At 41.7% G+C, this 24,975-nt stretch carries 19 protein-coding genes; 8 read left to right on the top strand and 11 right to left on the bottom strand.

The features are described from left to right. Positions 1-45: 45 nt before the first annotated feature. The 10 genes from mshL to ACED29_RS12645 all read right to left on the bottom strand — a co-directional run bounded on the left by mshL (position 46) and on the right by ACED29_RS12645 (position 11,027). Positions 46-1,728 carry a pilus (MSHA type) biogenesis protein MshL gene (mshL, locus tag ACED29_RS12600; protein WP_124015326.1) on the bottom strand — a complete coding sequence of 561 codons (1,683 nt, stop codon included), beginning with the start codon at positions 1,726-1,728 and terminating at the stop codon, positions 46-48. A 13-nt stretch (positions 1,729-1,741) separates the two neighbouring features. Further along, positions 1,742-2,011, bottom strand: coding sequence for an MSHA biogenesis protein MshK (locus ACED29_RS12605; RefSeq protein ID WP_371697801.1), 270 nt, complete (start codon positions 2,009-2,011; stop codon positions 1,742-1,744). Positions 2,012-2,048: 37 nt separating this feature from the next. After that, positions 2,049-2,705 carry an MSHA biogenesis protein MshJ gene (locus ACED29_RS12610; protein WP_371697802.1) on the bottom strand — a complete coding sequence of 219 codons (657 nt, stop codon included), beginning with the start codon at positions 2,703-2,705 and terminating at the stop codon, positions 2,049-2,051. Further along, positions 2,702-3,322, bottom strand: a complete 621-nt coding sequence (locus ACED29_RS12615; RefSeq protein WP_182723547.1) for a fimbrial assembly protein — start codon at positions 3,320-3,322, stop codon at positions 2,702-2,704. The genes ACED29_RS12610 and ACED29_RS12615 overlap by 4 nt, the downstream gene beginning before the upstream one ends. Beyond that, on the bottom strand, positions 3,319-4,200 hold the full coding sequence (locus tag ACED29_RS12620; RefSeq protein WP_371697803.1) for a biogenesis protein MshI: 882 nt from the start codon (positions 4,198-4,200) through the stop codon (positions 3,319-3,321). The genes ACED29_RS12615 and ACED29_RS12620 overlap by 4 nt, the downstream gene beginning before the upstream one ends. Before the next feature lie 318 nt (positions 4,201-4,518). After that, the gene (csrD, locus tag ACED29_RS12625; protein WP_182723549.1) at positions 4,519-6,429 is read right to left on the bottom strand and encodes an RNase E specificity factor CsrD; all 1,911 of its coding nucleotides are present in this window, start codon (positions 6,427-6,429) and stop codon (positions 4,519-4,521) included. Between the two features lie 201 nt (positions 6,430-6,630). Then, a complete protein-coding gene (locus tag ACED29_RS12630) occupies positions 6,631-7,878 on the bottom strand; it encodes a malic enzyme-like NAD(P)-binding protein (RefSeq protein WP_124015332.1) in 1,248 nt (415 codons plus the stop codon). 466 nt (positions 7,879-8,344) lie between these two features. Next, positions 8,345-8,557 carry a 50S ribosomal protein L31 gene (rpmE, locus tag ACED29_RS12635; protein WP_011639173.1) on the bottom strand — a complete coding sequence of 71 codons (213 nt, stop codon included), beginning with the start codon at positions 8,555-8,557 and terminating at the stop codon, positions 8,345-8,347. Positions 8,558-8,695: 138 nt separating this feature from the next. After that, the gene (locus tag ACED29_RS12640; RefSeq protein WP_371697804.1) at positions 8,696-9,946 is read right to left on the bottom strand and encodes a FimV/HubP family polar landmark protein; all 1,251 of its coding nucleotides are present in this window, start codon (positions 9,944-9,946) and stop codon (positions 8,696-8,698) included. A gap of 289 nt (positions 9,947-10,235) precedes the next feature. Beyond that, the gene (locus ACED29_RS12645; RefSeq protein WP_371697805.1) at positions 10,236-11,027 is read right to left on the bottom strand and encodes a FimV/HubP family polar landmark protein; all 792 of its coding nucleotides are present in this window, start codon (positions 11,025-11,027) and stop codon (positions 10,236-10,238) included. Positions 11,028-11,108: 81 nt separating this feature from the next. Here ACED29_RS12645 and priA point away from each other — a divergent pair, with 81 nt between their 5' ends. The 7 genes from priA to ACED29_RS12680 all read left to right on the top strand — a co-directional run bounded on the left by priA (position 11,109) and on the right by ACED29_RS12680 (position 20,753). Next, on the top strand, positions 11,109-13,304 hold the full coding sequence (gene priA / locus ACED29_RS12650; protein ID WP_371697806.1) for a primosomal protein N': 2,196 nt from the start codon (positions 11,109-11,111) through the stop codon (positions 13,302-13,304). 180 nt (positions 13,305-13,484) lie between these two features. Continuing rightward, positions 13,485-15,230, top strand: coding sequence for an arginine--tRNA ligase (gene argS, locus ACED29_RS12655; protein WP_371697807.1), 1,746 nt, complete (start codon positions 13,485-13,487; stop codon positions 15,228-15,230). A gap of 2 nt (positions 15,231-15,232) precedes the next feature. Continuing rightward, complete coding sequence (locus ACED29_RS12660) at positions 15,233-15,832, top strand: SPOR domain-containing protein (RefSeq protein ID WP_371697808.1); 600 nt, start codon at positions 15,233-15,235, stop codon at positions 15,830-15,832. A gap of 169 nt (positions 15,833-16,001) precedes the next feature. After that, the gene (hslV, locus tag ACED29_RS12665) at positions 16,002-16,526 is read left to right on the top strand and encodes an ATP-dependent protease subunit HslV (protein ID WP_124015338.1); all 525 of its coding nucleotides are present in this window, start codon (positions 16,002-16,004) and stop codon (positions 16,524-16,526) included. A gap of 25 nt (positions 16,527-16,551) precedes the next feature. Next, positions 16,552-17,877 carry an HslU--HslV peptidase ATPase subunit gene (hslU, locus tag ACED29_RS12670; protein ID WP_124015339.1) on the top strand — a complete coding sequence of 442 codons (1,326 nt, stop codon included), beginning with the start codon at positions 16,552-16,554 and terminating at the stop codon, positions 17,875-17,877. A gap of 172 nt (positions 17,878-18,049) precedes the next feature. Beyond that, complete coding sequence (locus ACED29_RS12675) at positions 18,050-18,436, top strand: gamma-butyrobetaine hydroxylase-like domain-containing protein (protein ID WP_124015340.1); 387 nt, start codon at positions 18,050-18,052, stop codon at positions 18,434-18,436. Between the two features lie 1,783 nt (positions 18,437-20,219). Beyond that, entirely contained in the window at positions 20,220-20,753 is a 534-nt protein-coding gene (locus tag ACED29_RS12680; protein WP_371697809.1) for a hypothetical protein, read from the top strand. Between the two features lie 406 nt (positions 20,754-21,159). On the opposite strand, the gene acnB is transcribed toward ACED29_RS12680, so the two are convergent. Continuing rightward, positions 21,160-23,757, bottom strand: coding sequence for a bifunctional aconitate hydratase 2/2-methylisocitrate dehydratase (gene acnB / locus ACED29_RS12685; protein ID WP_124015341.1), 2,598 nt, complete (start codon positions 23,755-23,757; stop codon positions 21,160-21,162). A 402-nt stretch (positions 23,758-24,159) separates the two neighbouring features. Between acnB and hxpB the strand changes: the two genes are divergently transcribed. Next, positions 24,160-24,852: a hexitol phosphatase HxpB gene (gene hxpB, locus ACED29_RS12690; RefSeq protein WP_310741655.1), complete on the top strand. Its 693-nt coding sequence runs from the start codon at positions 24,160-24,162 to the stop codon at positions 24,850-24,852. Positions 24,853-24,975 lie beyond the last annotated feature (123 nt).

A 24,975-nucleotide genomic window follows, 5' to 3' on the forward strand; every position in this document is an offset into this window, starting at 1 on the left:
TTACCGGCTATCCCTTGTTAATGTTAAGCCAAACGAGAACGATCACTACTTTGAAGGATACCAACGCTCAATCAAATCTTGTGAGCGCTTTAACTCGTCCTTCCATGTGTCACCACCGACCACGGTTGGTTTTAACATAATAATCAATTCAGTTTTCTTTTTAGATTTACTGCGGCTGGTGAATGCTTCACCCAGAAAAGGAATATCACCTAAAAATGGTACTTTAGACACAGTTTCAATATTCTCACTCTTCATTAACCCGCCAATCACGACCACATCACCAGATGCTGCGCGGATAACGGTATCCGATTCGCGGATCTCACTTTGCGCTAATGGCAACTCCAAGGTTGAATCGCTGATTTTAATTTCTTTGGTTTGTGAGGTCACATCAATCACCGAAGGATGAACATGCAGTATGACATTGCCATCTTCATCAATCTGCGGGGTCACATCCAAAGCAATACCAGAGAAAAATGGCGTGAGTTCAACCTGTGGCGTGGTTACCGGAGTAGTACCTGCCACTGTGGTGGATGAAACGTCCGTGACAAAGTATTCATCATTACCGACTTTAATCACTGCTTTTTGGTTATTCGATGCGGTGACTCGAGGACTTGACAGCACATCTACATCACCTTGAGTATCGAGCAAATTAATGATGGAACTAAAATCACTTCCAGTGAAATTAATCGATGTTACTCCGCCAATGGCAGACGTAATCGCATTACTTAGCCCCTGTCCTGCTGAAGTACTAAAGTTAATGTTGGTATTACCAGCGTGACCTAAGACATTCTCCCACTGGATCCCTTGCTGATAACCATCCGATAAAGTTACTTCAATAATTTTTGCTTCTAAAATGACTTGGCGCTGTAGATGGCTTTCTGCTATTTGTAAGAAACTTCGAATTTGTCGTAACTCATCAGGAAAAGCTCGAACGGTAACCAGACCGGCTTGAGGAGTGACTACAACTTGTCGCCCGCCACCGGTTTCACCCATGATAGACATTAATGTGGCTTGTAATTCCCCCCAGAAATCCGTCTTAGTGGTTGAGCGAATAAAAGTACCATTGGTATTATCACTGCTATTAGCATTACCATTGCCACTATTACTATTTGAACTATTACTACTGTTACTGCTGCTATTACTATTGTTACTGCCATTACTGCCATTGCTTGAATTATTATTTTGGTCTGAAATGCGCCCTGAGCTAACGGAGGTTAATGACAAACCTTCACGCTGCATATAGATATAATTTAAGGGAAAAGTTTCGGTTCTCATTCCCGCGGGATAAACACGTAAAATACGCCCTTCACGCTTAACTTCATAACCGTAAATATCTTCAACGACTTGAATAACCTCTGCCAAGGTGACTGCTTTTAATGATAATGAAATGTTGCCTTGCACATCCGGATGAACCGCCACACTTAATGGGGTGTCTTTGACTAAGCTGGGAAAAAATACTCTGGCATCAACTTCGTTTGCTGATACGTCAAAACGACGCTCAGCGGGAAGGGCTCTTGCCGCTTGGCCCAGTGTATTATCGCCATTAAGCTCACGCTGAACATCTTCAGGCATTGCCGCTGGGGGTGGCATAATAGTTTGACCCGCTTCAGCTTGTTGTCTTGACTCATTCAAGGCTGCTTTTGCGGTTTGTGGATCAGGTCTATCCGTCGTTTGACAAGCAACTAAGCACAGCGACATCAGAGGAGTAACGTATTTAATCACATTCATTTTTATTCTTATCCTATCGCTCTGTTATCGACTTAAATAGTTGAAGTTTTCGTCCATCTGACAAGGTGACGTAGTCTTTATTAATCTTTGATACTCGTAAGCCACTACCACTAACTGTGTCACCCACCGACAGAATGATGTTATTGATCACCGCATAGGTATTCTGACCGCTGACAATACTGTTTAACACTAAAGATTGATTATCGGTTTTGGTTATCGCAGCAACAACCCCCTGACCCGGTAGGGTCGGATCACGTAATGTTTGTGCATTCGCCGCTGACATTAATAGCATCATTAGGCAGGATGCATACGCCCTGGCATTAATCTTGTTTTGCAACACTGATAAAGTCCTTATTCACACTCAGTGTGTAAAGTTCTAATTCAACTAACGCATCTGGATGAGATTCAACACGATAATCTAAACGCTTCCAGTACAATTTATCCGGCATACTTTCAACGGCTTTAATAAAAGCTAAAATCGCGAAGTAGTCGCCTTGTAACGTCAGCTTAATACCATGGCTGTAAAGGTTAACTTTACTGCCATCGCCCACTTGTAATAAGGCTTTAGGCGCTATGGAAGCAAATGAAATCAGCGATACACCTTTAACATTACCCAGCAGGTTAGCTAATACTGTTGGCATGTAGTCCGCAGGAACCATATCAACCATTTGCTCAGTAAGATCAGCATCAATTAATTGCATTTGTTCAGTAATCAACTTTAGCCGTTGATGATAATCTTGATTAGGGTCAAGTTGTAAACGCTCTTCATAGAGAGCCACTTGTTGTAAGGAAATTGAATTTTCTTGTGCTAATCCTTTAAGCTGAGTTTGCAAGCTTTGCTGCTGCTTCCAAACCGACTCTAATGGCATAAACAACAGCATGCCGACCACAACAAATAAAGCGAACATAATCAATGTACGCTCACGTTGACTTAACTCATTAAATTTTGACGACCATACAAGCCATTGCTGCTTCATTGTGCGAGCTCCTTAGCAATGGGCTGGCTGATTAATTTAAACGCCAGTGGTTGTGCTTCGCCGCGATCCATTGTCATCGCTGAAAACGCATACCCCTTAAGCGTTGAAGTGGTTTTTAGTTTATCTATCCACAGTGGAATGCTCTGTGGATTACGCCCATAACCTTCAAACTCAATGCGCTGAACATCAGTATCTTGTTGTTCAATGGTAATATGGCTCAACCATACATTGGCATCCGCCACTGCTGCCAAGTCGGTTAACATTGGGGAGTAACCTTGACTAATCAGAGTATTGCGCTGACTTAGCTCATCTTTTAATAGTTTTTTAAGATCTAAGCGCTGTTGTTCAAGCTCGACCTTTGCAACTAAGTTCGCATCAGGCTGACGAGCAGCGATTTGCAGTTCTAGCTGAGTCTTTTGATCATTTAAACGATTTCTCTCTCTGCTTACCTGCTCACTTAAGGTTTGCAAATCATGGCTATGCCACAGACCAATTGCATAAAGTAGTGCACAGCATCCTGAGAATAAGCCCAAAGCCAACATCATTCTTGCAAAGGTTAGCTTTTGTTTTTTAGGCAGTAGATCTGTGCTATATAAATTAACTGCGGTTTTTATCACACTTCACCTCGCGTTAATTCCTGTAACGCTAACTGAGCGAGTAAGTTCGATACGCCGTCGTGGGCAACGGCAAGCACTTTTTGATTAAAGTTAGCACCAACGAGATTAGCTAATGATGAATTGTCACCATCTGCCAATATGCTAATGGATCCCACAGGTGCCTGACGTAATTGGCTTTCAAAATAATCCATAGACCGTTGGATCTCCAAACTGAGATTATCGGCTAAGCCATGTTTCAACTCTTCTAAGGTTGCTTTATTCAGATGATTAAAGCCTCTGACGCGACGTTGCATCAATACTTCGCCAGCTTTAACAATTAATAACAACAATTCTTGCTCAGGCAAATGAGCCACCAGCATGTGGGCCATATTGTCGTTAACTAAAACATGGCTTAATGCCAACTCTTCAATGCTAATACCGGCAATGTCTAATCCATTGGCATCACAAGCACTTGCCAATTGAGCTAGAAACTGTCGACTGCTGACCACGACATTCACTTTTGAACTGACAGTAAAACTAGACTCAAAATAATCTAAATGGATATTGGCCACAGGTTCTGACACCATATCTTTCACAGACCAGATCAACGCTTGAGTCACTTCATCTGGCTCAACATTCGGTTTTTCAGCTTGTAACAATTGATAATACTGATGTGACAGCACTAATTGCACTCGAACTCGACCAAACTGGCTTTTTAGTGCTTCAAAGGCTTGAGACCAATTATTTTTTGGTACTAAAAACTGGCTAATAACAGGTGCTAATTGGCCTTGTTGGAGTTTACAAGCCCATAATGAATTATCGGCGATAAATACACCTACACTACCCATCAACTGTGATGTTTGCCAAAAGGCGAGTTTACTCAAAAAACCATTGTTCATTGCGTTGCCCATATTCGCTAACATATTAAGTGTGTAACATCACTCATTCATAGAATTGGTATTAGAGACATGTCATCAAAAAACGACACGATGACTCTACTATTTAAGCATCTAACGTTAAGGCAATCTGCTTAGCCTTGATTGCCAGTGTCACTAGTCACATCGATAAAAAATCAAGCTATAATAACGCAAAAACAACAAATAATTAACAACCAAGCCATATATTAACAAAGTGTATATGTGTTTAAGATAGAGAGTAATCTTTTGATAAACAAGGTATAAGGCCAATCAATTACAGCAAACATAGCATTTTAACACCTAAACTTCAGATCTTTGCTCTAAAAACTCGCCTTGTGCAGCACTTACACCGAGAATTTTTAACGTTTGCCATTCTTCGAAACATTCAACGCCTTCAGCAATCACTTTCACTTCGGCTCGATAAAGGCCGCCAATTAGGCTGCGGATGAATAATTGATTCTCGGAACGTTGATGGACTCGGCGTACAATAGAGCGATGTAATTTCACTAAATCAAAATGGTACTCCTGAATATAGTGAGTCCCGACAACAGATTGACCAACATTATCTACAGCCAATTTAGCGCCCATTTTCCTCAGCATATCCAGAGTCTTAACCAGTGAGATATTTTCCTGATTTTTAACAATAATGTCTTCAGACACCTCAAAAATCAGTCGCGCGGCTAAGGGTCGATGCTCTAATAAAGTCGATTGTAACCAGCGAACAAATGCTCTACTGGTCAAACTATCAAGACTCAAGTTGATACTGTAGCTTGATGTATTGTCAGACATTAGCCTAAAAAGTACTTGTTCCAATACTTGTCGCTCAATCTGCGGCATCAATCCACATTTATTAGCCATTGGAATAAACAGAGTGGCGCGCACATCATTACCCTGTAAATCTCGGGCACGACTAAAAATCTCATAGTGCATAATTTGATTATCACTATCTACAATGGCTTGTTGTAAGGTGAAAAATCGTTTTGATACCAATGCATTTTCAATAAAACTGCGCCATCGAACAGAGCCTTTGGCGATTTGCTCATCGAGTGCACCTTTATCGTACATGAACCAGTTATTAACTCGTTGAAGTTGTGCCGCTCGGAGGGCCATCTCAGCTTCTTCAACAAGCTGTAACTGTAGATCGCCAGCTTTAAAAAAAGCACACCCTAAATGAAAGAAATTATCAGGATTACCAATGCCATAAAAAGGCAATGCGATGCAGGTTTTGAGTATTCGCTGCGCTAACTGATCGGCTTCAAGCAAAGATAACTGTGGTACAACAATGGCTAATTGTGAGTAGCTACGCCGCGCAAAAATACTGTCTTCATATTGCATTAATACCGCTGTAATGGCTTCTGTAGTCAATGAAAGCATGGCCTTAACGCCACCTTCACCGAATTGGTCTTCCACTAAATCAACATCATCAAACTCAATGAGCATCAATACACCATGGGCAACCATTTTTTGGTGGTGACTTAATCCATCAAGACGGTTTTGAAAAAATATAGGATTACCAATTTGGGTTTGTTTGTCTAAAAAAGTATCTTTACGGATAAATTGATCTAAACGGCCGCGTTCTTTATGAGCATCATCGAGTTCAGCAAGTAATTTACTGATGGCACGATTAATCATTCGAGGCTTACCGTTAGTAGGTACATCGGCAGCTTGTTTTAAATGACCATCGAGAATGAGCTTACTGCGCTGGGCGAGTTGCTCTATCCCATCGAGCTCTCTGGAATACCAACCGTAACCAAAGCGGACAAAAAAACCGATGCTAGTAAAACCAATAAGCAGAATAACGAGCTCATGCCAGCCAAAATTACGTAACGAAAATGGTGGCGGTAAAGTCATCGTCATGAGTAACTGCCCTTTACTTAGCGAGCTTTTATAAAGAGTTAAACTGCTTTTAGATGCAGAGGGTTGCTCATGATGAAATTGATAAATTAATTGACTGTTATGCGACAAGGAAAAATCAACCGCCTTGTAAGCAGTCAGTAAAGGGGGTAACCAAGTAGAAAATTGTTTATTGCCATGTTGTTGATAGTCAGCAACTAACATGGTCTCTAATTCAGCCACCTTCTGCTGCTGAAAAGTATAGGTTAACTGAGTAAAACCCATTACCGCGCACAGTAAAAACACAAAGGCCACCGCAGCCAATGAAAGCAGCCAAAAGCTAGTCAGTTTTTTGGTAAGGATCTTGGTAAGCTTCATTTATCCGCTATCCTGCTGGATTTACTTATTTTATTAACAAGTTAATTTTCATCCAGTATAACCATTGTGCCAACAAGTTCACTAATCGTTTTTACTTATACGGGTATGATAGCTAAAAAAAAGGGGCCAAGCCCCTTACGTTAATCATGCGATGAATTCATTCAGACTCAGAGCAGCATCAGATACCCAGTCCCGAGCAGCTTATACCTTATATTCTGTCGGTAATGTGGTGATTTTAGCCACACCAGAATCAATCGCAGCTTGCGATACTGCTCGAGCAACCAGCGGCAATAATCTTGGGTCCATTGGTTTTGGCAGCACATATTGAGCACCAAAGCTCAATGATGACACATTGGGATAAGCAGCCAATACCTCTGCTGGAACCGGCTCTTTCGCGAGGTTTGCGATAGCATAAACAGCCGCTAACTTCATCTCATCGTTAATGACCGCAGCGCGCACATCAAGTGCACCTCTAAAGATAAACGGGAAGCACAATACATTATTGACTTGATTTGGATAGTCACTTCGACCCGTGCCCATAATGAGGTCTTTACGAATGTTATGAGCTAATTCAGGTTTAATTTCAGGATCAGGATTTGAACAGGCAAAAATCACCGGATTAGGTGCCATTAACGCAATATCATCCGCGGTTAATAAATCCGCCCCCGATAACCCCAAAAATACATCGGCATCTTTTATTACATCCTGCAGAGTGCGTTTATCGGTATTATTGGCAAATAAGGCTTTATATTCATTTAAATCTTCACGGCGGGTATGGATAACGCCTTGTCTGTCGAGCATATAAACATTTTCACGTAATGCACCACATTTAACGATCATTGTCATACATGCAATGGCAGCAGCACCGGCACCTAAACAAACAAAGATAGCATCGTCAATTTTTTTGCCCTGAATTTCAAGGGCATTCAACATACCTGCAGCCGTAACAATAGCGGTGCCATGTTGATCATCATGAAACACAGGAATATTACAGCGCTTAATCAGCTCTTGTTCAATTTCAAAACATTCAGGCGCCTTGATGTCTTCTAAATTAATGCCACCAAACGTATCGGCAATCGACTCAACAGTATTGATAAAGTCTTCAGTGGTGCGATGTTTCACTTCAATATCAACCGAATCAATATTCGCAAAACGTTTAAATAGTAATGATTTGCCTTCCATCACAGGTTTTGACGCCAATGGACCTAAATTCCCCAGCCCTAAAATAGCAGTGCCGTTGGTAATAACCGCAACGGTATTACCTTTATTGGTATATCGATAAGCATTTTCAGGATTAGAAGCGATCTCTCTAACAGGCTCTGCAACACCGGGACTGTATGCTAAAGCAAGATCGTGACTTGATTGAGCAGGTTTAGTTAGGCAAATAGCCGTTTTCCCTGGTACTGGAAATTCATGATAATCCAGAGCTTGTTGACGAATATCTGACATTGTATACATCCTGAAATACGCTATATATGAAGGAGAGGATGATGTAAGGAGCCCATCAATTAGCACCTTGCTAACCCTCTAAAATTTTAATAACAATACGCTAATACTGAAACGATATAAATCAAAAACTCAATGATAGGAGGTGTTGTGAGTAAGTATAGAGGCTAGGTTTTATTAATCTAACTAATTGAATATGAATATATATAAATCAATAAGTTAAAAGTGTAGGAAAATAACAAGATTTACGATAATAAACGGATAAAGACGACGATATTTGCAGTTTATTTTGTCTAAATAACAATAAAGCGCTGTTTATGCTTTTTTACATTGTTTACTACTAAAAAATTAGTTTCCGCCTCAGCACAACACTATTTTAGGATAACTCAGGTTAAGAAATGGAATTCTGTTAGTTGTAGAAAATAAAAAAGGCGCCGAAGGCGCCTTATTCAAGTCAATTGCAATGCAATTACTTTTTACCAAGCATACCGAAACGCTTGTTGAACTTGTCAATACGACCACCAGTATCAACAACTTTCTGAGTACCAGTGTAGAATGGGTGACATGCACCACATACGTCCAAGTGTAGGTTTTTACCTGCAGTTGAGTTCACTTTGATGATGTTACCACAAGTACAAGTTGCAGTAATTTCAGCGTAATTTGGGTGTATACCTGTTTTCATTTGGAGTACCTTAAATTGAAGGCCATGTCGCTCTCCCAACCCGAAGTTGAGCACCACATGCAGTTAATAACAATATGTTTTAGGCGCGGAATAATACAGGGTCTCAGGTACACAAACAAGTAGAATTTCTACACAGTACTAGGAAGACTTGTGCGACAACACTAGCTCATCATAAGTAGCTTGGGCATTAGATGAATTTTGATATTGCTGCACAATCTCCTCAGATGGGCACTTTAAACGGCTATCAGACATCAGTAAGTATATTTTCTGATTAGCAAACGCATTGGGGTTGGCATCATAAATCGCCAGCATCGCACCAAATACGCTGATTTGCCATTGTCGGTAATAACGATCAGCAACCCGCCATAAGGTATCTTGAGGCAATTTATCAAGTAAGCAGGACTTATTCAGTGCAGGACTTTGCCGATCGGTTTCGGCTAGTGTCATCTTGGTTTCGACATTAACCAGAATTGGCTGAGGCAGCGTTTGTGTTTCATGAATGGCAGCCAGCAGTTGCTTACTCTCTAATTCTTTACTGTCGGCATTAAGCGAATCATCGATCTGTGTTGCTTGCGGCATCTCCATGGATGCAGTAACAGGCAAATCTGAAGGTGATACTTGTTGAGACTTATCGCCTTGGCTGGCCACTACATTATCAAATGTTACTTTATCTGCAGCAACATTTTGATAGCGCGATAGCATCTCTACTGATGGGCAACGTAATGCGCTCCCGACTTTTAATTGGCTAATTTTATCTTGGTAGAATGCAGATGGATTGGTTTCATAAAGGGCAAGCATTGCGCCGTAGATATTTGAATTCCATTGCTTACGATAGCGCACCGCTATTTTCCATAAGGTATCACTCGCTAACTGATTAATCTGGCAATCACTCAGATTTTTTTGCGTTGTCGCGACTTGAGGTGTAACGCTGGTCTGGTGACTTATTGGCGTAGGTTTTAATGTCGATAATGTCGCAGACGACTTCATCGTTTTAATGGCTACCGGCTGGTGTTTACTCTGGGCAACAGTTTGAGAAAATAAAGCTACAGGGGAATATTGCAGCCATTTAGCATTACGAAATTCCGATACAATTAATGCCGCATCTTGATCGCGAACTTTTTCAGTGCCTGTTAATACAAAAACATCATTATCACGTCGCTCAACATCGAGCTTTTCTAGCACGATATTGTCTTTATAAATTTGGCGTAAGTAAAACGTCAGCCGCGATAAATCATGGTGATCGGTTATAACATTCACGGTTAATTTAGGTGTTTGGCCACTTTCAAATGGAATGGTATCAATACTGATATGACTGACTTCAGCGATCACAGTTGAAATACTGTTAAATGCAAGTAATGCTAATATTGTTAGCATCTTAACGCGTTTCATCAATACAATCCTTTCGATTATAAACCGCTTCCATACAGCATACAGTTACGCTGTAAAAACCATGATACTTTATGCATTTATACACTGATTGTTAATGTGTAAATGCTACGTTTATCACGCTGTAATTTATTATTATTGTTTACTTTTTTAATTTTTAAAATGCCTAACATCACAAATATTAACATGTGCAACTATATAAACTAACATAATCTGCTGCAACTAATTACTGACAGAAAGAGCAAATACTCGACTACATAAGCGTTTTTATCACAGATGATCAGCATCAAACTTATTGATTGGCATGTTTTGCCTCAATCGCCTCGAATACTTTTTTGTCGACCGCTTTATTATCATATTGCGCCAAAATCATTGTTGATGGGCAATTCAATGGTACATCTTTAAGTAACAAGTGGATTTTTTGCTTAGAGAATGCCAATAAATTCGCCTCAAATATAGCTAACATCGCACCGTAAACGCTCGTATTCCACTGTTGTTTATAACGATTAGCTATTCGCCATAAGGTGTCACTATTATCACGTTCAAGCAAACAGTTAACTTGTTGAGTAGGTACAATAGTTGATGATGGCACCGATGGCACTTGAGCCACGCGATGATCAACTTGCTGATGTTTGGAAGCACTCATTACTGGCAGATTAGTGTCAGGTATTGGCCGATGTTCACTGTTGACTGCTATCTTTGCACCACTGAGCGAATATGGCGCATCAAAAATAGCCACAACAGCCAAGGTGACCGCTCCTGTCAAAGTGGCTTCGGTAATAATTAACTGCGCATTTGAGTCACTGATGATCTCGCTACCATTAAGTTGGAGTAAAAAGCGATTAATGGCTTGCACCGTTAACTTTTGCTGCCCAACCTTGTTATTCTCTAACTGGCGGATATAAAATCCTAATCGCGACACATCATCATTTTGTGCCACCACATTAACTTTTAATTGCGGTAAATGATTTACTTCAAATTGGCGACTATTAATACTGACATGATTAACTTGAGCCATTGCTGTAGCAATATAGCTCAATAATCCAAACCCTAGGATAATAGCCTCAATAAGTCCTTTACGCATATATGTTGCCCTATCTCTTTGATGACACTTAGAGGTAAACTGATCCGCAATCCACTACAGAATTGAAAATGATGAAACCTTATGCCCGTGTTTGTTGAAGTTGCCTTACCCGTCCCATTACGCAGAAACTTTAGTTACCGCGTAAAAGACCAGCAGCAAGCGGGATTACAAATAGGACTTAGGGTTAAAGTACCGTTTGGATCTCAACAACTCATTGGCTTAATAACCGCAATTACTGACAGCTGTGACTTGGCACCCCATCAAATAAAATCTGTTACAGCTGTGTTAGATGATGCCCCATTGCTACCTGATTCGCTATATAAATTAACCCTGTGGGCCGCCCGATATTACTTTACCACTCAAGGACAAATGCTCAGCCAAGCGCTGCCAGTGGCATTGAGAAAAGGCTTAGAAGCAACGCCACAAGCCGTGGTTGAATATCATTTAAGCCCGCAAGGACGCAATGCTGATCCTAGCGTATTAACACGCGCTCCGGCACAGAAAAAACTGCACGAGTTATTGCTGGCAAATCCCATCAGCCATGATGAGTTCACCACTCAACAATTAAGCAAGGCGGCATTAAAAGCATTAGAACAAAAACACTGGATTGAACGGCAAGAAAAAGTGCTCTGCCATGATTTAAGTTGGCGTCAACAACTGATCATGAATGAATCACCCCACAAGCTTAACAAACAGCAAGCTGTCGCAGTATCGGTACTCACTCAACAGCAAGGTTTTCATTGCACTTTATTAGAAGGGATTACTGGCTCAGGCAAAACTGAAGTTTACTTAGCCTTGCTTGAGACTATTTTACAACAAGGTAAACAAGCGCTCATTCTTGTGCCTGAAATAGGCTTAACCCCGCAAACCATTAATCGCTTCAAACGCCGTTTCGAAGTCAATGTCGCCGTGATCCATTCGGGCCTAACCGATAATCAACGCCTAGAAGCTTGGCGTCAGGCTCGTGTCGGTGAAGCGGCAATTATTATTGGCACTCGCTCAGCACTCTTTACTCCCATGGCTTTTCCTGGGTTAATTATTCTTGATGAAGAGCATGACAGTAGCTTTAAACAACAAGAAGGTGTGCGCTACCACGCCCGAGATTTAGCCGTAATGCGGGGACACCTTGAAGATATTCAGGTGGTTTTAGGTTCAGCAACGCCATCATTAGAAACCTTACAAAATGCCTTATCCGGACGTTATCATCACCTTGAATTAAGTGAGCGCGCTGGCGCAGCGCAAAAAGTGAAACAAGGTATTATTGATATTACTTCGCAACCCCTAAAAGCGGGGATGTCAGCATCATTAATTAACGAAATGCGCATGCACCTTGATGCGGGTAATCAGGTGCTGCTATTTTTAAACCGCCGTGGTTTTGCGCCCGCGTTACTGTGTCATGAATGTGGCCATTTACATGAATGTGATCGCTGTGATGCCTTTTTTACCGTCCATCAGGGCTTAAACGAAATATGTTGTCATCATTGCGGTAATCAATACGCTATTCCGCGCCAATGCCACCAATGCGGCAGCACTATGCTAATGGGCCATGGTTTAGGTACCGAGCAACTGGAACAAGAAATCGTAAAACTGTTTCCCAAATATCCTGTAGTGCGAATAGACCGCGACACCACGCGGCGTAAAGGTTCACTTGAGCAGCAGTTGCAAGGCATACACATGGGTAAATATAAAATCCTCGTTGGCACGCAAATGCTGGCAAAAGGTCATCACTTTCCTGATGTCACCTTAGTGGGTTTACTTGATGTTGATGGCGCCCTGTTTAGTGCAGACTTTCGCGCACCAGAACGATTTGGCCAGCTATACACCCAAGTATCGGGTCGTGCTGGCCGCGCTGATAAACCCGGTAAAGTACTCCTGCAAACCCATCAAAGTGATAACCCAATTTTGCGTGACCTGTTGAAACGCGGTTATGGTGAGTTTGCTCGTAGTCAGCTAAAAGAACGTCAACAAGCATTATTACCACCAGCATGGCACATGGTATTAATTCGCGCTGAAGCGCATTTAGCAGAAGATGCTGATGCTTTTTTAACACGCACTAGCAAACTACTCCCCCAAGATAAAGACTTTGAAATTATTGGTCCAATTCCGGCACCGCTTGATCGTAAAGCAGGCAAATACCGCCGCCAATTAATACTGCAAGCCAAAAGTCGGCAGCGTTTACAAACCGAATTTGAACGGGTTTTAGCGCTTATTGAACAAATACCAGAAAGTAAACGTTGTCGCTGGAGTATCGATCGTGACCCACAGGATTTGATGTAATCGCCTGCTGTACGGGAAGTAAACCGACCTTATACCGGTGATAAACTTCACTTAGGTTCATAATCAACATAAAAAAACCAATATTTCCGTTAAAGCAGATAGCAATCACCCCCTATAAACGGCTAAAATATGCGGTTCCGTCATGTCATTCATTTAACGAATTAGTGCAAGCAAAAGCCCATGAAATCACATATTGAATCTTTACTAGAACAAACCATCGAATCCTTCAAACAGCAAGGGATTGTGCCGGCTGATTTTCAAGCCCGCATTCAGGTCGATCGCACTAAAGATAAAAGTCATGGTGACTTAGCGACTAACCTGGCAATGATGCTAACCAAAGTAGCTAAAAAGAACCCTCGTGAGTTAGCGCAGCTGATCATTGATACTTTGCCTGCATCATCTTATGTGGCCAAAGTAGAAATTGCTGGTCCAGGGTTTATTAATTTCTTTATTGATGACAATGCATTAGCTAATCAGCTACAACAAGCGCTAAACAGTGACCACCTAGGCGTGATATTACCGCCTAAGCAAACGATCGTGGTTGATTATTCTTCGCCAAACTTAGCCAAAGAAATGCACGTCGGTCACTTACGTTCAACCATTATTGGTGACAGCGTAGTGCGCGCGCTTGAGTTTTTAGGCCATAAGGTGATCCGTCAAAACCACGTAGGCGATTGGGGAACTCAGTTTGGTATGCTACTGGCGTTAATGGAAGAGTTACGCGCAGCCAATGGCGAACAAGCCAAAATGGAATTGTCTGACTTAGAAAGTTTTTATCGCGCAGCTAAAGTCCGTTTTGATGAGTCGACTGAATTTGCCACTCGTGCTCGTCAACTTGTGGTCGCTTTACAATCTGGTGACGAATACTGTAATAAATTATGGCGCGAGTTTAACGATATTTCATTAAGCCACTGCCATGATGTTTATAAACGTTTAGGGGTTAGCTTAACCCGCGCCGATGTGCACGGCGAAAGCGCCTATAATGCCGACCTAGCTCAAGTGGTTAGCGATCTTGATACCCAAGGTTTGTTAGACGAAAGTAATGGCGCTAAAGTGGTGTTCCAAGAAGCATTTCGTACCAAAGAGGGCGAACCTCTTCCTGTTATCATCCAAAAAGCTGATGGTGGCTATTTATATGCAACTTCAGATCTTGCTGCCATGCGTTATCGCTCAAACGTACTAAAAGCCGATCGCGCGTTGTACTTTGTTGACTTACGCCAAGCACTGCATTTTCAACAAGTGTTTAGTCTCGCCAAATTAGCTAAATTTGTTCGCCCAGAAATGTCACTAGAGCACACAGGCTTTGGCACCATGAACGGTGCAGATGGACGCCCTTTTAAAACTCGCTCTGGTGGTGTAGTTAAATTAGTTGATTTACTTGATGAAGCCGATGTGCGAGCACTTGAACTTGTTCGTAGCAAAAACCCAGATATGGATGAAGCGACCCTTACTGAAATTGCTCGCGTGGTTGGGATCAGCTCGGTTAAGTATGCAGACCTATCTAAAAACAGAACCAGCGATTATATTTTCAGCTTTGAGCAAATGCTCAGTTTTGAAGGCAATACTGCACCTTATCTATTATATGCCTACACACGTGTTGCCGGCATTTTCAAGCGTGCGGCAGATATTGACCTTAGCCAAGCTAAGATTGTGCTCGAACATGAAAAAGAAAAAGACTTAGGCACTAAATTAGCCCAGTTTGGTGAAGTATTAACTCGCATGACAGACAAAGGCTTACCACATGTACTATGTGGATATCTTTATGAGCTTGCTAGCGAATTTTCGAGTTTTTATGAAGCTTGTCCAGTATTGGCTGCCGAAACTGAAGCCGAAAAACAAAGCCGTTTATTGTTGTCGCAATTAACCGCAAAGACCTTAAAAACGGGCTTGTCACTACTTGGCATTGAAACCCTAGAGCGGATGTAATCATGAGTCGTGACTACGCAAATCGCAAACCTCGGGCGGGCGCAAAAGCCCGCGCGCCACAACGAAAAAAAGCACCTAAACGCTCTTTTCCTTATTTTGCTGTGTTTGTGATACTCACATTATTGAGCGGCTTTGGTTACTTTTTATGGTCGATTAATGGTAGCTCTGACTCACCAGTAACAAGTGAGCCGGTTCAGCAACCGAAAAAGAAAACGGTATCCACTGCGACCGTAGAAACGCCAAAAAAAGTGGTTAAGAAAGATCCAAATGCATTACCACCTAAGCCACAAGAAGAATGGACTTATCTGGAGGAGCTTGAAAACAAGCAAGTTGAAATTGACTTGCCTCAGTCTGGAGTGGTTTCAAGTGGTATCTATCAAATGCAATGCGGATCGTTTAGACAAGAATCGCAAGCAAATGAAATGAAAGCCAGAATCGCCTTCCAAGGTGCTGAAGCGCAAGTTCGTCGTAGTGAAGGCACCAACGGAATATGGTATCGAGTAGTGTTAGGGCCTTATCCAAACAAACGCGAGGCAGAACATAACCGGCATAAGATGCAAAGCGCAGGTTTAAATGGCTGCATTATTTGGTTATGGGAATAACACCACAAGCCTGCTGATAACATTTATCTCATATTAGCCCTGTTCATTCGAACAGGGCTTTTTGTTAACCATCGCTTGATATTTAGCATTTTGGCCCCATATCCATTTTAACAATCAACAATTGCATTCACCCTAATGAGCCGTTGATGTATTAGGAAGAGGATTTACCGTGACTACTATCGTATCCGTTCGCCGCAATAATCAAGTCGTCATCGCTGGTGATGGCCAAGTGTCTCTAGGCAATACCGTGATGAAAGGCAATGCCCGTAAAGTGCGCCGCCTATACCACAATAAAGTACTAGCTGGTTTTGCTGGCGGTACTGCCGATGCATTTACTCTTTTTGAGCGCTTTGAAGCTAAGCTCGAAATGCATCAAGGCCATTTATTAAAGTCTGCTGTCGAATTAGCCAAAGATTGGCGCACCGACAAAATGCTACGTAAACTCGAAGCTATGCTAGTGGTAGCCGATGCTCAAGAATCACTCATTATTACCGGTAACGGTGATGTGGTACAACCTGAGTACGATCTTATTGCTATCGGTTCTGGTGGCAACTATGCCCATGCATCGGCCTTAGCACTACTGCAAAATACCGAGTTAAGTGCAGAAGATATAGCAGAGAAATCACTAACAATTGCAGGTGACATTTGTGTATTCACCAACCAATTCAAAACTATCGAAAAGTTAGACTACTAATTCGAGCGTTAATAAAGGAACAGTTATGTCTGAAATGACTCCACGTGAAATTGTTCACGAACTAGATGCACACATTATTGGCCAACAAAATGCCAAACGCTCGGTAGCCGTTGCACTGCGAAATCGCTGGCGCCGGATGCAGCTTGAGCCTGCATTGCGCCATGAAGTCACGCCAAAGAATATTTTAATGATCGGCCCAACCGGTGTGGGTAAAACAGAAATTGCCCGTCGTTTAGCCAAATTGGCTAACGCGCCGTTCATCAAAGTTGAAGCAACAAAATTTACTGAAGTCGGTTATGTCGGTAAAGAAGTGGAACAAATCATCCGTGATTTGACCGATTCTGCCGTTAAAATGACTCGCGAACAGCAAATGAAAAAATGCCGTTATCGTGCCGAAGAGCTTGCCGAAGAACGCATTTTAGATGCGTTATTGCCTAAGCCGAAAGATGACTGGGATACCGACAAAAAAGATGACTCGAGCACTCGTCAGGTTTTCCGTAAAAAGCTGCGTGAAGGCTTATTAGACGACAAAGAAATTGAAATCGACATAGCGGCACCTCAAGTAGGTGTTGAGATCATGGCGCCTCCAGGCATGGAAGAAATGACCAACCAGTTGCAGGGGTTATTTCAAAATCTTGGTCAAAGCACCTCTAAGCGCAAAAAGCTTAAAATTAAAGATGCTTACAAGCAGCTCGTTGAAGATGAAGCCGCTAAGCTGGTCAATCAAGAAGACTTGAAAGAGCAAGCGATAGAACTCGTTGAGCAAAATGGCATTGTGTTTTTAGACGAAATCGACAAAATTTGTAAACGCGGCGAAAGCTCAGGCCCTGATGTGTCTCGCGAAGGTGTGCAACGTGACTTACTGCCATTAGTTGAAGGTTGTACTGTGTCGACTAAGCACGGCATGGTCAAAACCGACCATATTTTGTTTATCGCCTCTGGTGCATTCCAGATGTCTAAACCCTCTGATCTCATTCCAGAGCTTCAGGGCCGTTTACCGATTCGAGTTGAGTTAGATGCCCTAACTGCCGCCGATTTTAAACGTATTTTAACCGAGCCATTTGCGTCACTTACTGAGCAAAGTATTGCCCTCATGAACACTGAAGGTGTCACTATAGAGTTTACTGAGTCAGGTATTGAACGTATTGCTGAAGCCGCATGGCAAGTGAACGAGCGTACTGAAAATATTGGTGCTCGCCGTTTACATACTGTGATGGAAAAGCTGATGGAAGATATCTCCTATGATGCTTCTGAAAAATCAGGTTCCACCTTTGTGATTGACGCTGACTATGTCAATGACCACCTTGATACCTTGGTACAAGATGAAGACTTAAGTCGCTTCATTTTATAATCATTATTTGAATCAAGCGTCCTCCCATTTGATTATGACAGATGGGAGGCTCGTGACCTTTTCTATATGAATAAACATCACGAATGCACGTTTCAACAATAGGATTAACAGCAAAGTCGCGTATGATGATAATCTGCGATTTAGCGTTAATCCTTTTTTTATAGGTATTCCCATGACTCAATCAACGCCAACTGTCACTGGCATTAAACTTAAGCGCCAATCTAAGTTACTCGAAGTGACGTTCGATAACGGCCAAACCTACAATATCAGCTGTGAAATGTTACGGGTATTCTCGCCGTCTGCAGAAGTGCAGCGTCATGGTAATCCAATATTGGTTACCCATAAGAAAGCCGTTAATATCAAAGCGCTCGAACCGGTTGGTCATTATGCGGTTAAAATCATCTTTGATGATGGCCACGATACCGGCTTATATTCTTGGCAGGTACTGCATAACTTATGCAGTAATCAAACTGAGCTATGGCAGCAATATCTTGCCAGATTACGGGCAGAGAATGGCTCACGTGAACCTCTGATTTCGATGAATATTAAGTATTCATAGACTTTGTTTTACAATGTCCTACGGCCACACCAGCTTTTTCAAACTTCGTTTGAATTAACATCGCAAGGTTCCACCCTGCGCGGGCCAAAAACTTTTTAAGATATGACCTGCGGCCACTAACGTCGTGGCGCTTCACCCATACCAGAGCAACATCACAAGGTTTCACATTGGGTGATAACACATCCCAAATTATCGATGTGTGCGAGTGACGTTTAGCGCAAACACTTCTGCAACACGTTGCAATGTACATCCTTGATAATGTTTACCCGAAAACAAACGAACCCTTACCTTTTTTGGTATTGGAAAGTTTGTTTTAATTAAACCATTACGGTTACCAATTGCCTGCCGCAGGCCTTAGTGCAAGCACTTCTGTGGCACGCCGCGCTTTTTATATACAAAAAATCCCTGTAAACTCGGCCATGACGTCCATGTCATGGACGGTCACAGCCGCGCTTATACCCGACATTCCATCTCTTCGATTTAACCTCATTTGTAATAAAGTCCGCTTCATTTAGGTGAATTGAATCACCACACTCAAATCGTCACAACCGAGATATGTTATCGGAGATCCAGCGTTAGCTTTGGCTCTTAAATGTCGTTTCCCACAATTCCAAACCGAAGAAATAAAAACTACAGGTGCAGATAAGTCAGCGACGAATATCCATTTATCTTTCGTATTGGAAAACTTGCTGTAGTGCATACCATGACTGTTATCAATTGCCTGCCGCAGGCCTTAGTGCAAGCACTTCTGTGACACGTTACAAGTACATCCCTGTAAACTCGGCCATGACGTCCATGTCATGGACGGTCACAGCCGCGCTTACACCCGATATTCTATCTCTTCGATTTAACCTTATTTGTAATAAAATCCGCTTTATTTAGGTGAATTGAATCACCACACTCAAATCGTCATCTCCGAGATCTTTTATCGGGGATCCAGCTTTTGCTTTTTAGCCATCGTCACAAATAGAGCTAAATCGAAGAGAGCATAATTACAGGTGTAGATAAGTCAGCAACGAATATCCATTTATCTTTCGTATTGGAAAACTTGCTGTAGTGCATACCATGACTGTTATCAATTGCCTGCCGCAGGCCTTAGTGTAAGCACTTCTGTGACACGTCGCACTTTTTATATACAAAAAATCCCTGTAAACTCGGCCATGACGTCCATGTCATGGACGGTCACAGCCGCGCTTACACCCGATATTCCATCTCTTCGATTTAACCTCATAGGGATAAAAATCATCTCGTCCGAGTTAATAATTAAACCTTCAAACCGTCATCCCCGAGATCTTTTATCGGGGATCCAGCTTTTTGCTTTTGCTTTTGCTTTTGCTTTTGCTTTTGCTTTTGCTTTTGCTTTTGCTTTTTAGCCATCGTCACAAATAGAGGTAAATCGAAGAGATAAAAATTACAGGTGTAGATGAGTCAGCGAGTATCCAAAACATGGATGTTTTGGTTAAGCCCACATGGAAGTGCTTGCGGCGTCTCGCTGGATTATCTGCACGATAGCCTGCGGCAAGCAATTAGTTAGATTGAAGTTTTGCACTGCAATTTTAGAATCAACTCAAGAAATGGGTATGAAACCATAGATCCCATGATTACTATATGCTTTATCCTTTAAGCACAACCATATTGTGGTAAATTGACGTTAACCGTTAAACATATAAATAATTTATAAATCGATTTATTTAACTAATATATAGCTTTAAGGGCTTCATCGATTAGAAAAATTTTTTATTATAGCTATAATAACTACCATCACATTGAAAAAGGAATATCAATGAATTCATTACCGTACAACCTCCCTAAAAATACCAAATCACAATTAGAAAAACTCGCTAGTATTACCTCTATTCCTAGAAACTTGTTAGTCGGTGCTGGCGAAACAGAAGTTCAAGCTATTGCAGCCATGATTCTCTATAGACATATGGATAGACTGCAGAGAATAGAGGCTTTGGCACTAATCAGAAGTATTAGTAACAAAGCACTTTTAGGGGCTGTTCTAGAAAAAGCTTTAGATACCACATTCGTAAACTCACAGTGGGGAATTTGGTCACTTTCAAATGAAGAGTTGTTGAGTGATATTAGTTTTCATGAGTCTATAGACTCTTTTGTCGGTTATGTTGGTATCGGCGCTTCTATTGTGAGCGGAAAAGACATAATTAAGGATATATGGTCACTCAAAAAAGTGGGTAAAAAGCATTGGACTTTGATAGTTATTTGGGGATGTATTGTTTTTAATAAAACTGAACTACAAAAAGCAAAATCAGAGTTAAATAACAGACAAACCCTTAATCAGTCAGGCCTATATTAATGTTAAAAATCATCCTACCTAAAATAATTTTCTATACTTTCTTATTCGTATGCGTTGCTTGGTATTGGGAAAATACTGAAGATGCAAAGAGAAGCGGATTATTTTATTTTGTTTTTTTATTAGCATTTTTTCAGAATGCTTATTATTCATATAAACTCTCAAAATATGAATCGAAACTAAAATAGCTTTAATTACAGAGTCTACCCAGAAAAATAGATCGATACAACCTTATATCTTGTTGTTTAATTTGGTATATCTTTGCTTGTCGAAAGTACAAAACCTTTTTAGGTTTTACTTTGAGTATTATAACAATCAGGATCTTATCGGAGAAAGTAAGATTCAAATACCAAATAAAAATGCCAGCATTTCTGCTGGCATTTTTGATCAATTGTTAACTAGTATAAGCTTAAACTGCGGCTTGGAAAATCACGCTGTCGGCTTTCTTAGTGTAAGAATCGATTTGATCAAAGTTCAAGTAACGGTAAGTATCAGCTGCTGTTGCATCTAATTCTTTGGCGTATTCTTGATACTCTTCAACTGAAGGTAAACGACCCAACAATGCTGCTACTGCGGCTAACTCAGCTGATGCTAAGTAAACGTTTGCGCCAGTACCTAAACGGTTAGGGAAGTTACGTGTAGACGTTGATACTACAGTCGCACCTTCTGCAACACGTGCTTGGTTACCCATACATAGAGAACAACCAGGGATCTCGATGCGAGCACCAACACGACCGAAGATTGAGTAGTAACCTTCTTCCGTTAATTGATCTCGGTCCATCTTAGTCGGTGGTGCAATCCATAAACGAGTTGGTAGCGTGGTAGCAAACTTTTCTAACATCTTACCGGTAGCACGGAAGTGACCGATGTTAGTCATACAAGAACCCACAAACACTTCGTCAATCTTAGTTTGTGCAACGCTTGATAATAATACTGCATCATCAGGATCGTTTGGTGCACAAAGGATTGGCTCTTTGATGTCGTTTAGGTTGATTTCGATAATTTCAGCATATTCTGCATCTTTATCTGCTTCCATCAACTGTGGGTTAGCAATCCATTCTTGCATCGCAGTAATACGACGTTCAATCGTACGACGATCGCCATAACCTTCTGCAATCATCCACTTTAACATTACGATGTTAGAGGTTAGATATTCAATGATTGGTTCTTTATCTAGCTTAATGCTACAACCTGCTGCTGAACGCTCAGCAGATGCATCAGATAATTCGAATGCTTGTTCAACTTTAAGTTTTTCAAGACCTTCAATTTCTAATACGCGGCCAGAGAAAGCGTTAATTTTGCCTTTCTTCTCGACCGTTAGCAGACCCATTTCAATTGCTTTTAGTGGGATAGCATGGACTAAGTCACGTAAGGTAATACCAGGTTGCATTTCGCCTTTAAAGCGAACTAGCACTGATTCAGGCATATCAAGAGGCATAACACCTGTTGCTGCAGCAAATGCTACTAGACCAGAACCTGCTGGGAACGAAATACCAATCGGGAAACGAGTATGTGAATCACCACCAGTACCTACGGTATCGGGTAACAACATACGGTTTAACCAAGAGTGAATAACCCCGTCACCTGGACGTAAAGCAACACCACCACGGTTCATAATGAAATCTGGTAGTGTGTGGTGAGTGGTAACATCAACTGGCTTTGGATAAGCGGCAGTGTGACAGAATGACTGCATGGTTAAATCAGCACTAAAGCCTAAACATGCTAAGTCTTTTAACTCATCACGTGTCATAGGGCCGGTAGTGTCTTGTGAACCGACAGAGGTCATCTTAGGTTCGCAGTATTGGCCAGGACGAACGCCTGATACGCCACATGCTTTACCAACCATTTTCTGAGCTAAAGTATAGCCATTGTTAGAAGCGGCGATGTCTTGTGGACGAACAAACACTTTTGATGCTTCAAGTCCTAAGGTTTCACGCGCACGGTCAGTAAGGCCGCGACCAATGATCAACGGAATACGACCACCAGCACGAACTTCATCTAACAATACTTCGGTTTTAAGCTCAAATGTAGAGATAACTTCATCAGTGCCGTGACGCTTAACTACACCTTCATAAGGGTAGATATCGATCACATCACCAGTATCCATTTGATCAACGTTTAGTTCGATCGGTAATGCACCCGCATCTTCCATGGTGTTGAAGAAAATTGGCGCAATTTTGTTACCTAAACAGAAGCCACCAGCACGCTTGTTAGGCACATAAGGAATATCATCACCCATAAACCATAACACTGAGTTAGTGGCAGATTTACGTGAAGAACCCGTACCAACCACATCACCAACGTAAACTAAAGGATGACCTTTACCTTTTAACGCTTCGATTTCTTTGATTGGACCCACAACACCTGATTGATCAGGCACAATACCGTCACGGGCATTTTTTAGCATTGCTAATGCGTGTAGTGGAATATCTGGACGAGACCATGCATCTGGCGCAGGAGACAAATCATCAGTGTTGGTTTCACCAGACACTTTAAACACTGTTAAGGTGACTTTGTCAGCCATTTTTGGACGGTTTAAGAACCAATCTGCATTAGCCCAAGCCTCAACAACCTGCTTAGCAAAATCATTACCCGCTTGCATTTTTTCAACAACATCGTGGTATGAATCAAACATCAACAATGTATTTGAAAGTGCGGTAACCGATAGAGGTGCTAATGCTGCATTATCTAGTTGGTCAATTAACGGCTCAATGTTGTAACCGCCTTGCATGGTGCCAAGCAGTTTAACAGCGTGTTCTGCGCTTAAAATAGGAGATGACACAGTGCCTTTAGCGACTGCATCAAGGAAAGCGGCTTTAACATAAGCGGCTTCATCTACTCCTGGTGGAATACGATTTTCGAGCAAGTCGAGGACGAATGCCTCTTCACCTGCTGGAGGTGTTTCAATTAACTTAACCAGTTCAGCCACTTGTTGTGCATCTAATGGCTTAGGGACTACACCCTCTGCAGCACGTTCTGCGACGTGTTTACGATATGCTTCTAGCACGGCAACATTCCTCTTTGTTTGACGCCTAACGGCGAAACTCAGCGTCATTATGATTACGCTGATAATTCCACTGGTTCGGGCTTGAAATCCGACCACCAGTATACTACAGCTTTATAAAAGTATGAATCAGCTCACACTACCAGAGGTATGAAATCAATGCGATTTATCAACCTAAAGATCAATTTAAACCCAAGTTCAATAAATTAAAATTAGACAATAGTTTGAAACAGCTAAAAAAATATTTAAATACATTAGCTTATGCGGTACCCGCTGATTAAACTATATACAAAAAGATATCTTGTTTTTTAAATGAAATATTTTTTAAAAAGTCTATTTTGATTGCGCCATAACAGCATCAAAGCAATAATTAGCGCTTAAGGTTATGCTGTTTATGGAGTCTGAATTGTGTCTACCCAAATAAAAGCCGTTATTTTTGATATGGATGGAATTTTAATTGATTCCGAACCCGCTTGGCAGTTAGCTGAGCAAACTGTGCTGAATAGTTTTGGGCTTAACCTCAGCCTTGAAGACGTGGAGCAAACCACAGGCTTGCGCATTGATCATGTTGTTAGCTATTGGCACCAACGTTTTCCATGGCCAAATTACGACAATACAGCGACGGCGAATACCATAGTTAATGAAGTAGTAAGCCAAATAAACGCACATGGTCAACCCATGTTAGGTGTGATTGAGTCGCTAGAGGCGTGCAAACGTTTAGGGCTTAAAATAGGTTTAGCCACCTCTTCATCGTCATTAATTATCGAAGCAGTGCTGCATAAACTCGCCATAAGTCATTATTTTGATGCTATAGAGTCTGCTGAAAATTTAGACTATGGTAAGCCTCATCCCGAGGTATATTTGAATTGTGCTAAAGGCTTGGACATAGCACCAAGCCAATGTATTGCGATTGAAGATTCATTTAATGGCTTAATTGCTGCCCGTGCTGCCAGCATGCAAACGGTGGCAATTCCTGCGCCTCACACTGCGACGCAAACCAAATGGGTTATTGCGCATCATCAATTGGCGCACGCAGGATTATTACCCGCATTGCTTAACAAGGTCGCTGCGCTGCTAGAGCGGACTACGTCCTGCTAGGTTATAGGTCGCTGCGCTACTAGGGACACTGCTAAGATTTAATAGCATCTGCAGTGTCCTAGCTTCTAGGCTTTTTAGCTCATCTAGCATCTAGCAGCGAAGCGCTCTAGCCACTAGGCTTTA

The sequence above is a fragment of the Shewanella sp. 5S214 genome, assembly GCF_041439795.1.
Classification (GTDB): domain Bacteria; phylum Pseudomonadota; class Gammaproteobacteria; order Enterobacterales; family Shewanellaceae; genus Shewanella; species Shewanella vesiculosa.

Bases quoted from the DNA above. Each gene is read 5' to 3' on its own strand.
- mshL (WP_124015326.1), bottom strand. From the start codon at position 1,728: ATGAATGTGATTAAATACGTTACTCCTCTGATGTCGCTGTGCTTAGTT.
- ACED29_RS12605 (WP_371697801.1), bottom strand. From the start codon at position 2,011: ATGTCAGCGGCGAATGCACAAACATTACGTGATCCGACCCTACCGGGT.
- ACED29_RS12610 (WP_371697802.1), bottom strand. From the start codon at position 2,705: ATGAAGCAGCAATGGCTTGTATGGTCGTCAAAATTTAATGAGTTAAGT.
- ACED29_RS12620 (WP_371697803.1), bottom strand. From the start codon at position 4,200: ATGAACAATGGTTTTTTGAGTAAACTCGCCTTTTGGCAAACATCACAG.
- csrD (WP_182723549.1), bottom strand. From the start codon at position 6,429: ATGAAGCTTACCAAGATCCTTACCAAAAAACTGACTAGCTTTTGGCTG.
- ACED29_RS12630 (WP_124015332.1), bottom strand. From the start codon at position 7,878: ATGTCAGATATTCGTCAACAAGCTCTGGATTATCATGAATTTCCAGTA.
- rpmE (WP_011639173.1), bottom strand. From the start codon at position 8,557: ATGAAAACAGGTATACACCCAAATTACGCTGAAATTACTGCAACTTGT.
- ACED29_RS12640 (WP_371697804.1), bottom strand. From the start codon at position 9,946: ATGAAACGCGTTAAGATGCTAACAATATTAGCATTACTTGCATTTAAC.
- ACED29_RS12645 (WP_371697805.1), bottom strand. From the start codon at position 11,027: ATGCGTAAAGGACTTATTGAGGCTATTATCCTAGGGTTTGGATTATTG.
- priA (WP_371697806.1), top strand. From the start codon at position 11,109: ATGCCCGTGTTTGTTGAAGTTGCCTTACCCGTCCCATTACGCAGAAAC.
- argS (WP_371697807.1), top strand. From the start codon at position 13,485: ATGAAATCACATATTGAATCTTTACTAGAACAAACCATCGAATCCTTC.
- ACED29_RS12660 (WP_371697808.1), top strand. From the start codon at position 15,233: ATGAGTCGTGACTACGCAAATCGCAAACCTCGGGCGGGCGCAAAAGCC.
- hslU (WP_124015339.1), top strand. From the start codon at position 16,552: ATGTCTGAAATGACTCCACGTGAAATTGTTCACGAACTAGATGCACAC.
- ACED29_RS12675 (WP_124015340.1), top strand. From the start codon at position 18,050: ATGACTCAATCAACGCCAACTGTCACTGGCATTAAACTTAAGCGCCAA.
- ACED29_RS12680 (WP_371697809.1), top strand. From the start codon at position 20,220: ATGAATTCATTACCGTACAACCTCCCTAAAAATACCAAATCACAATTA.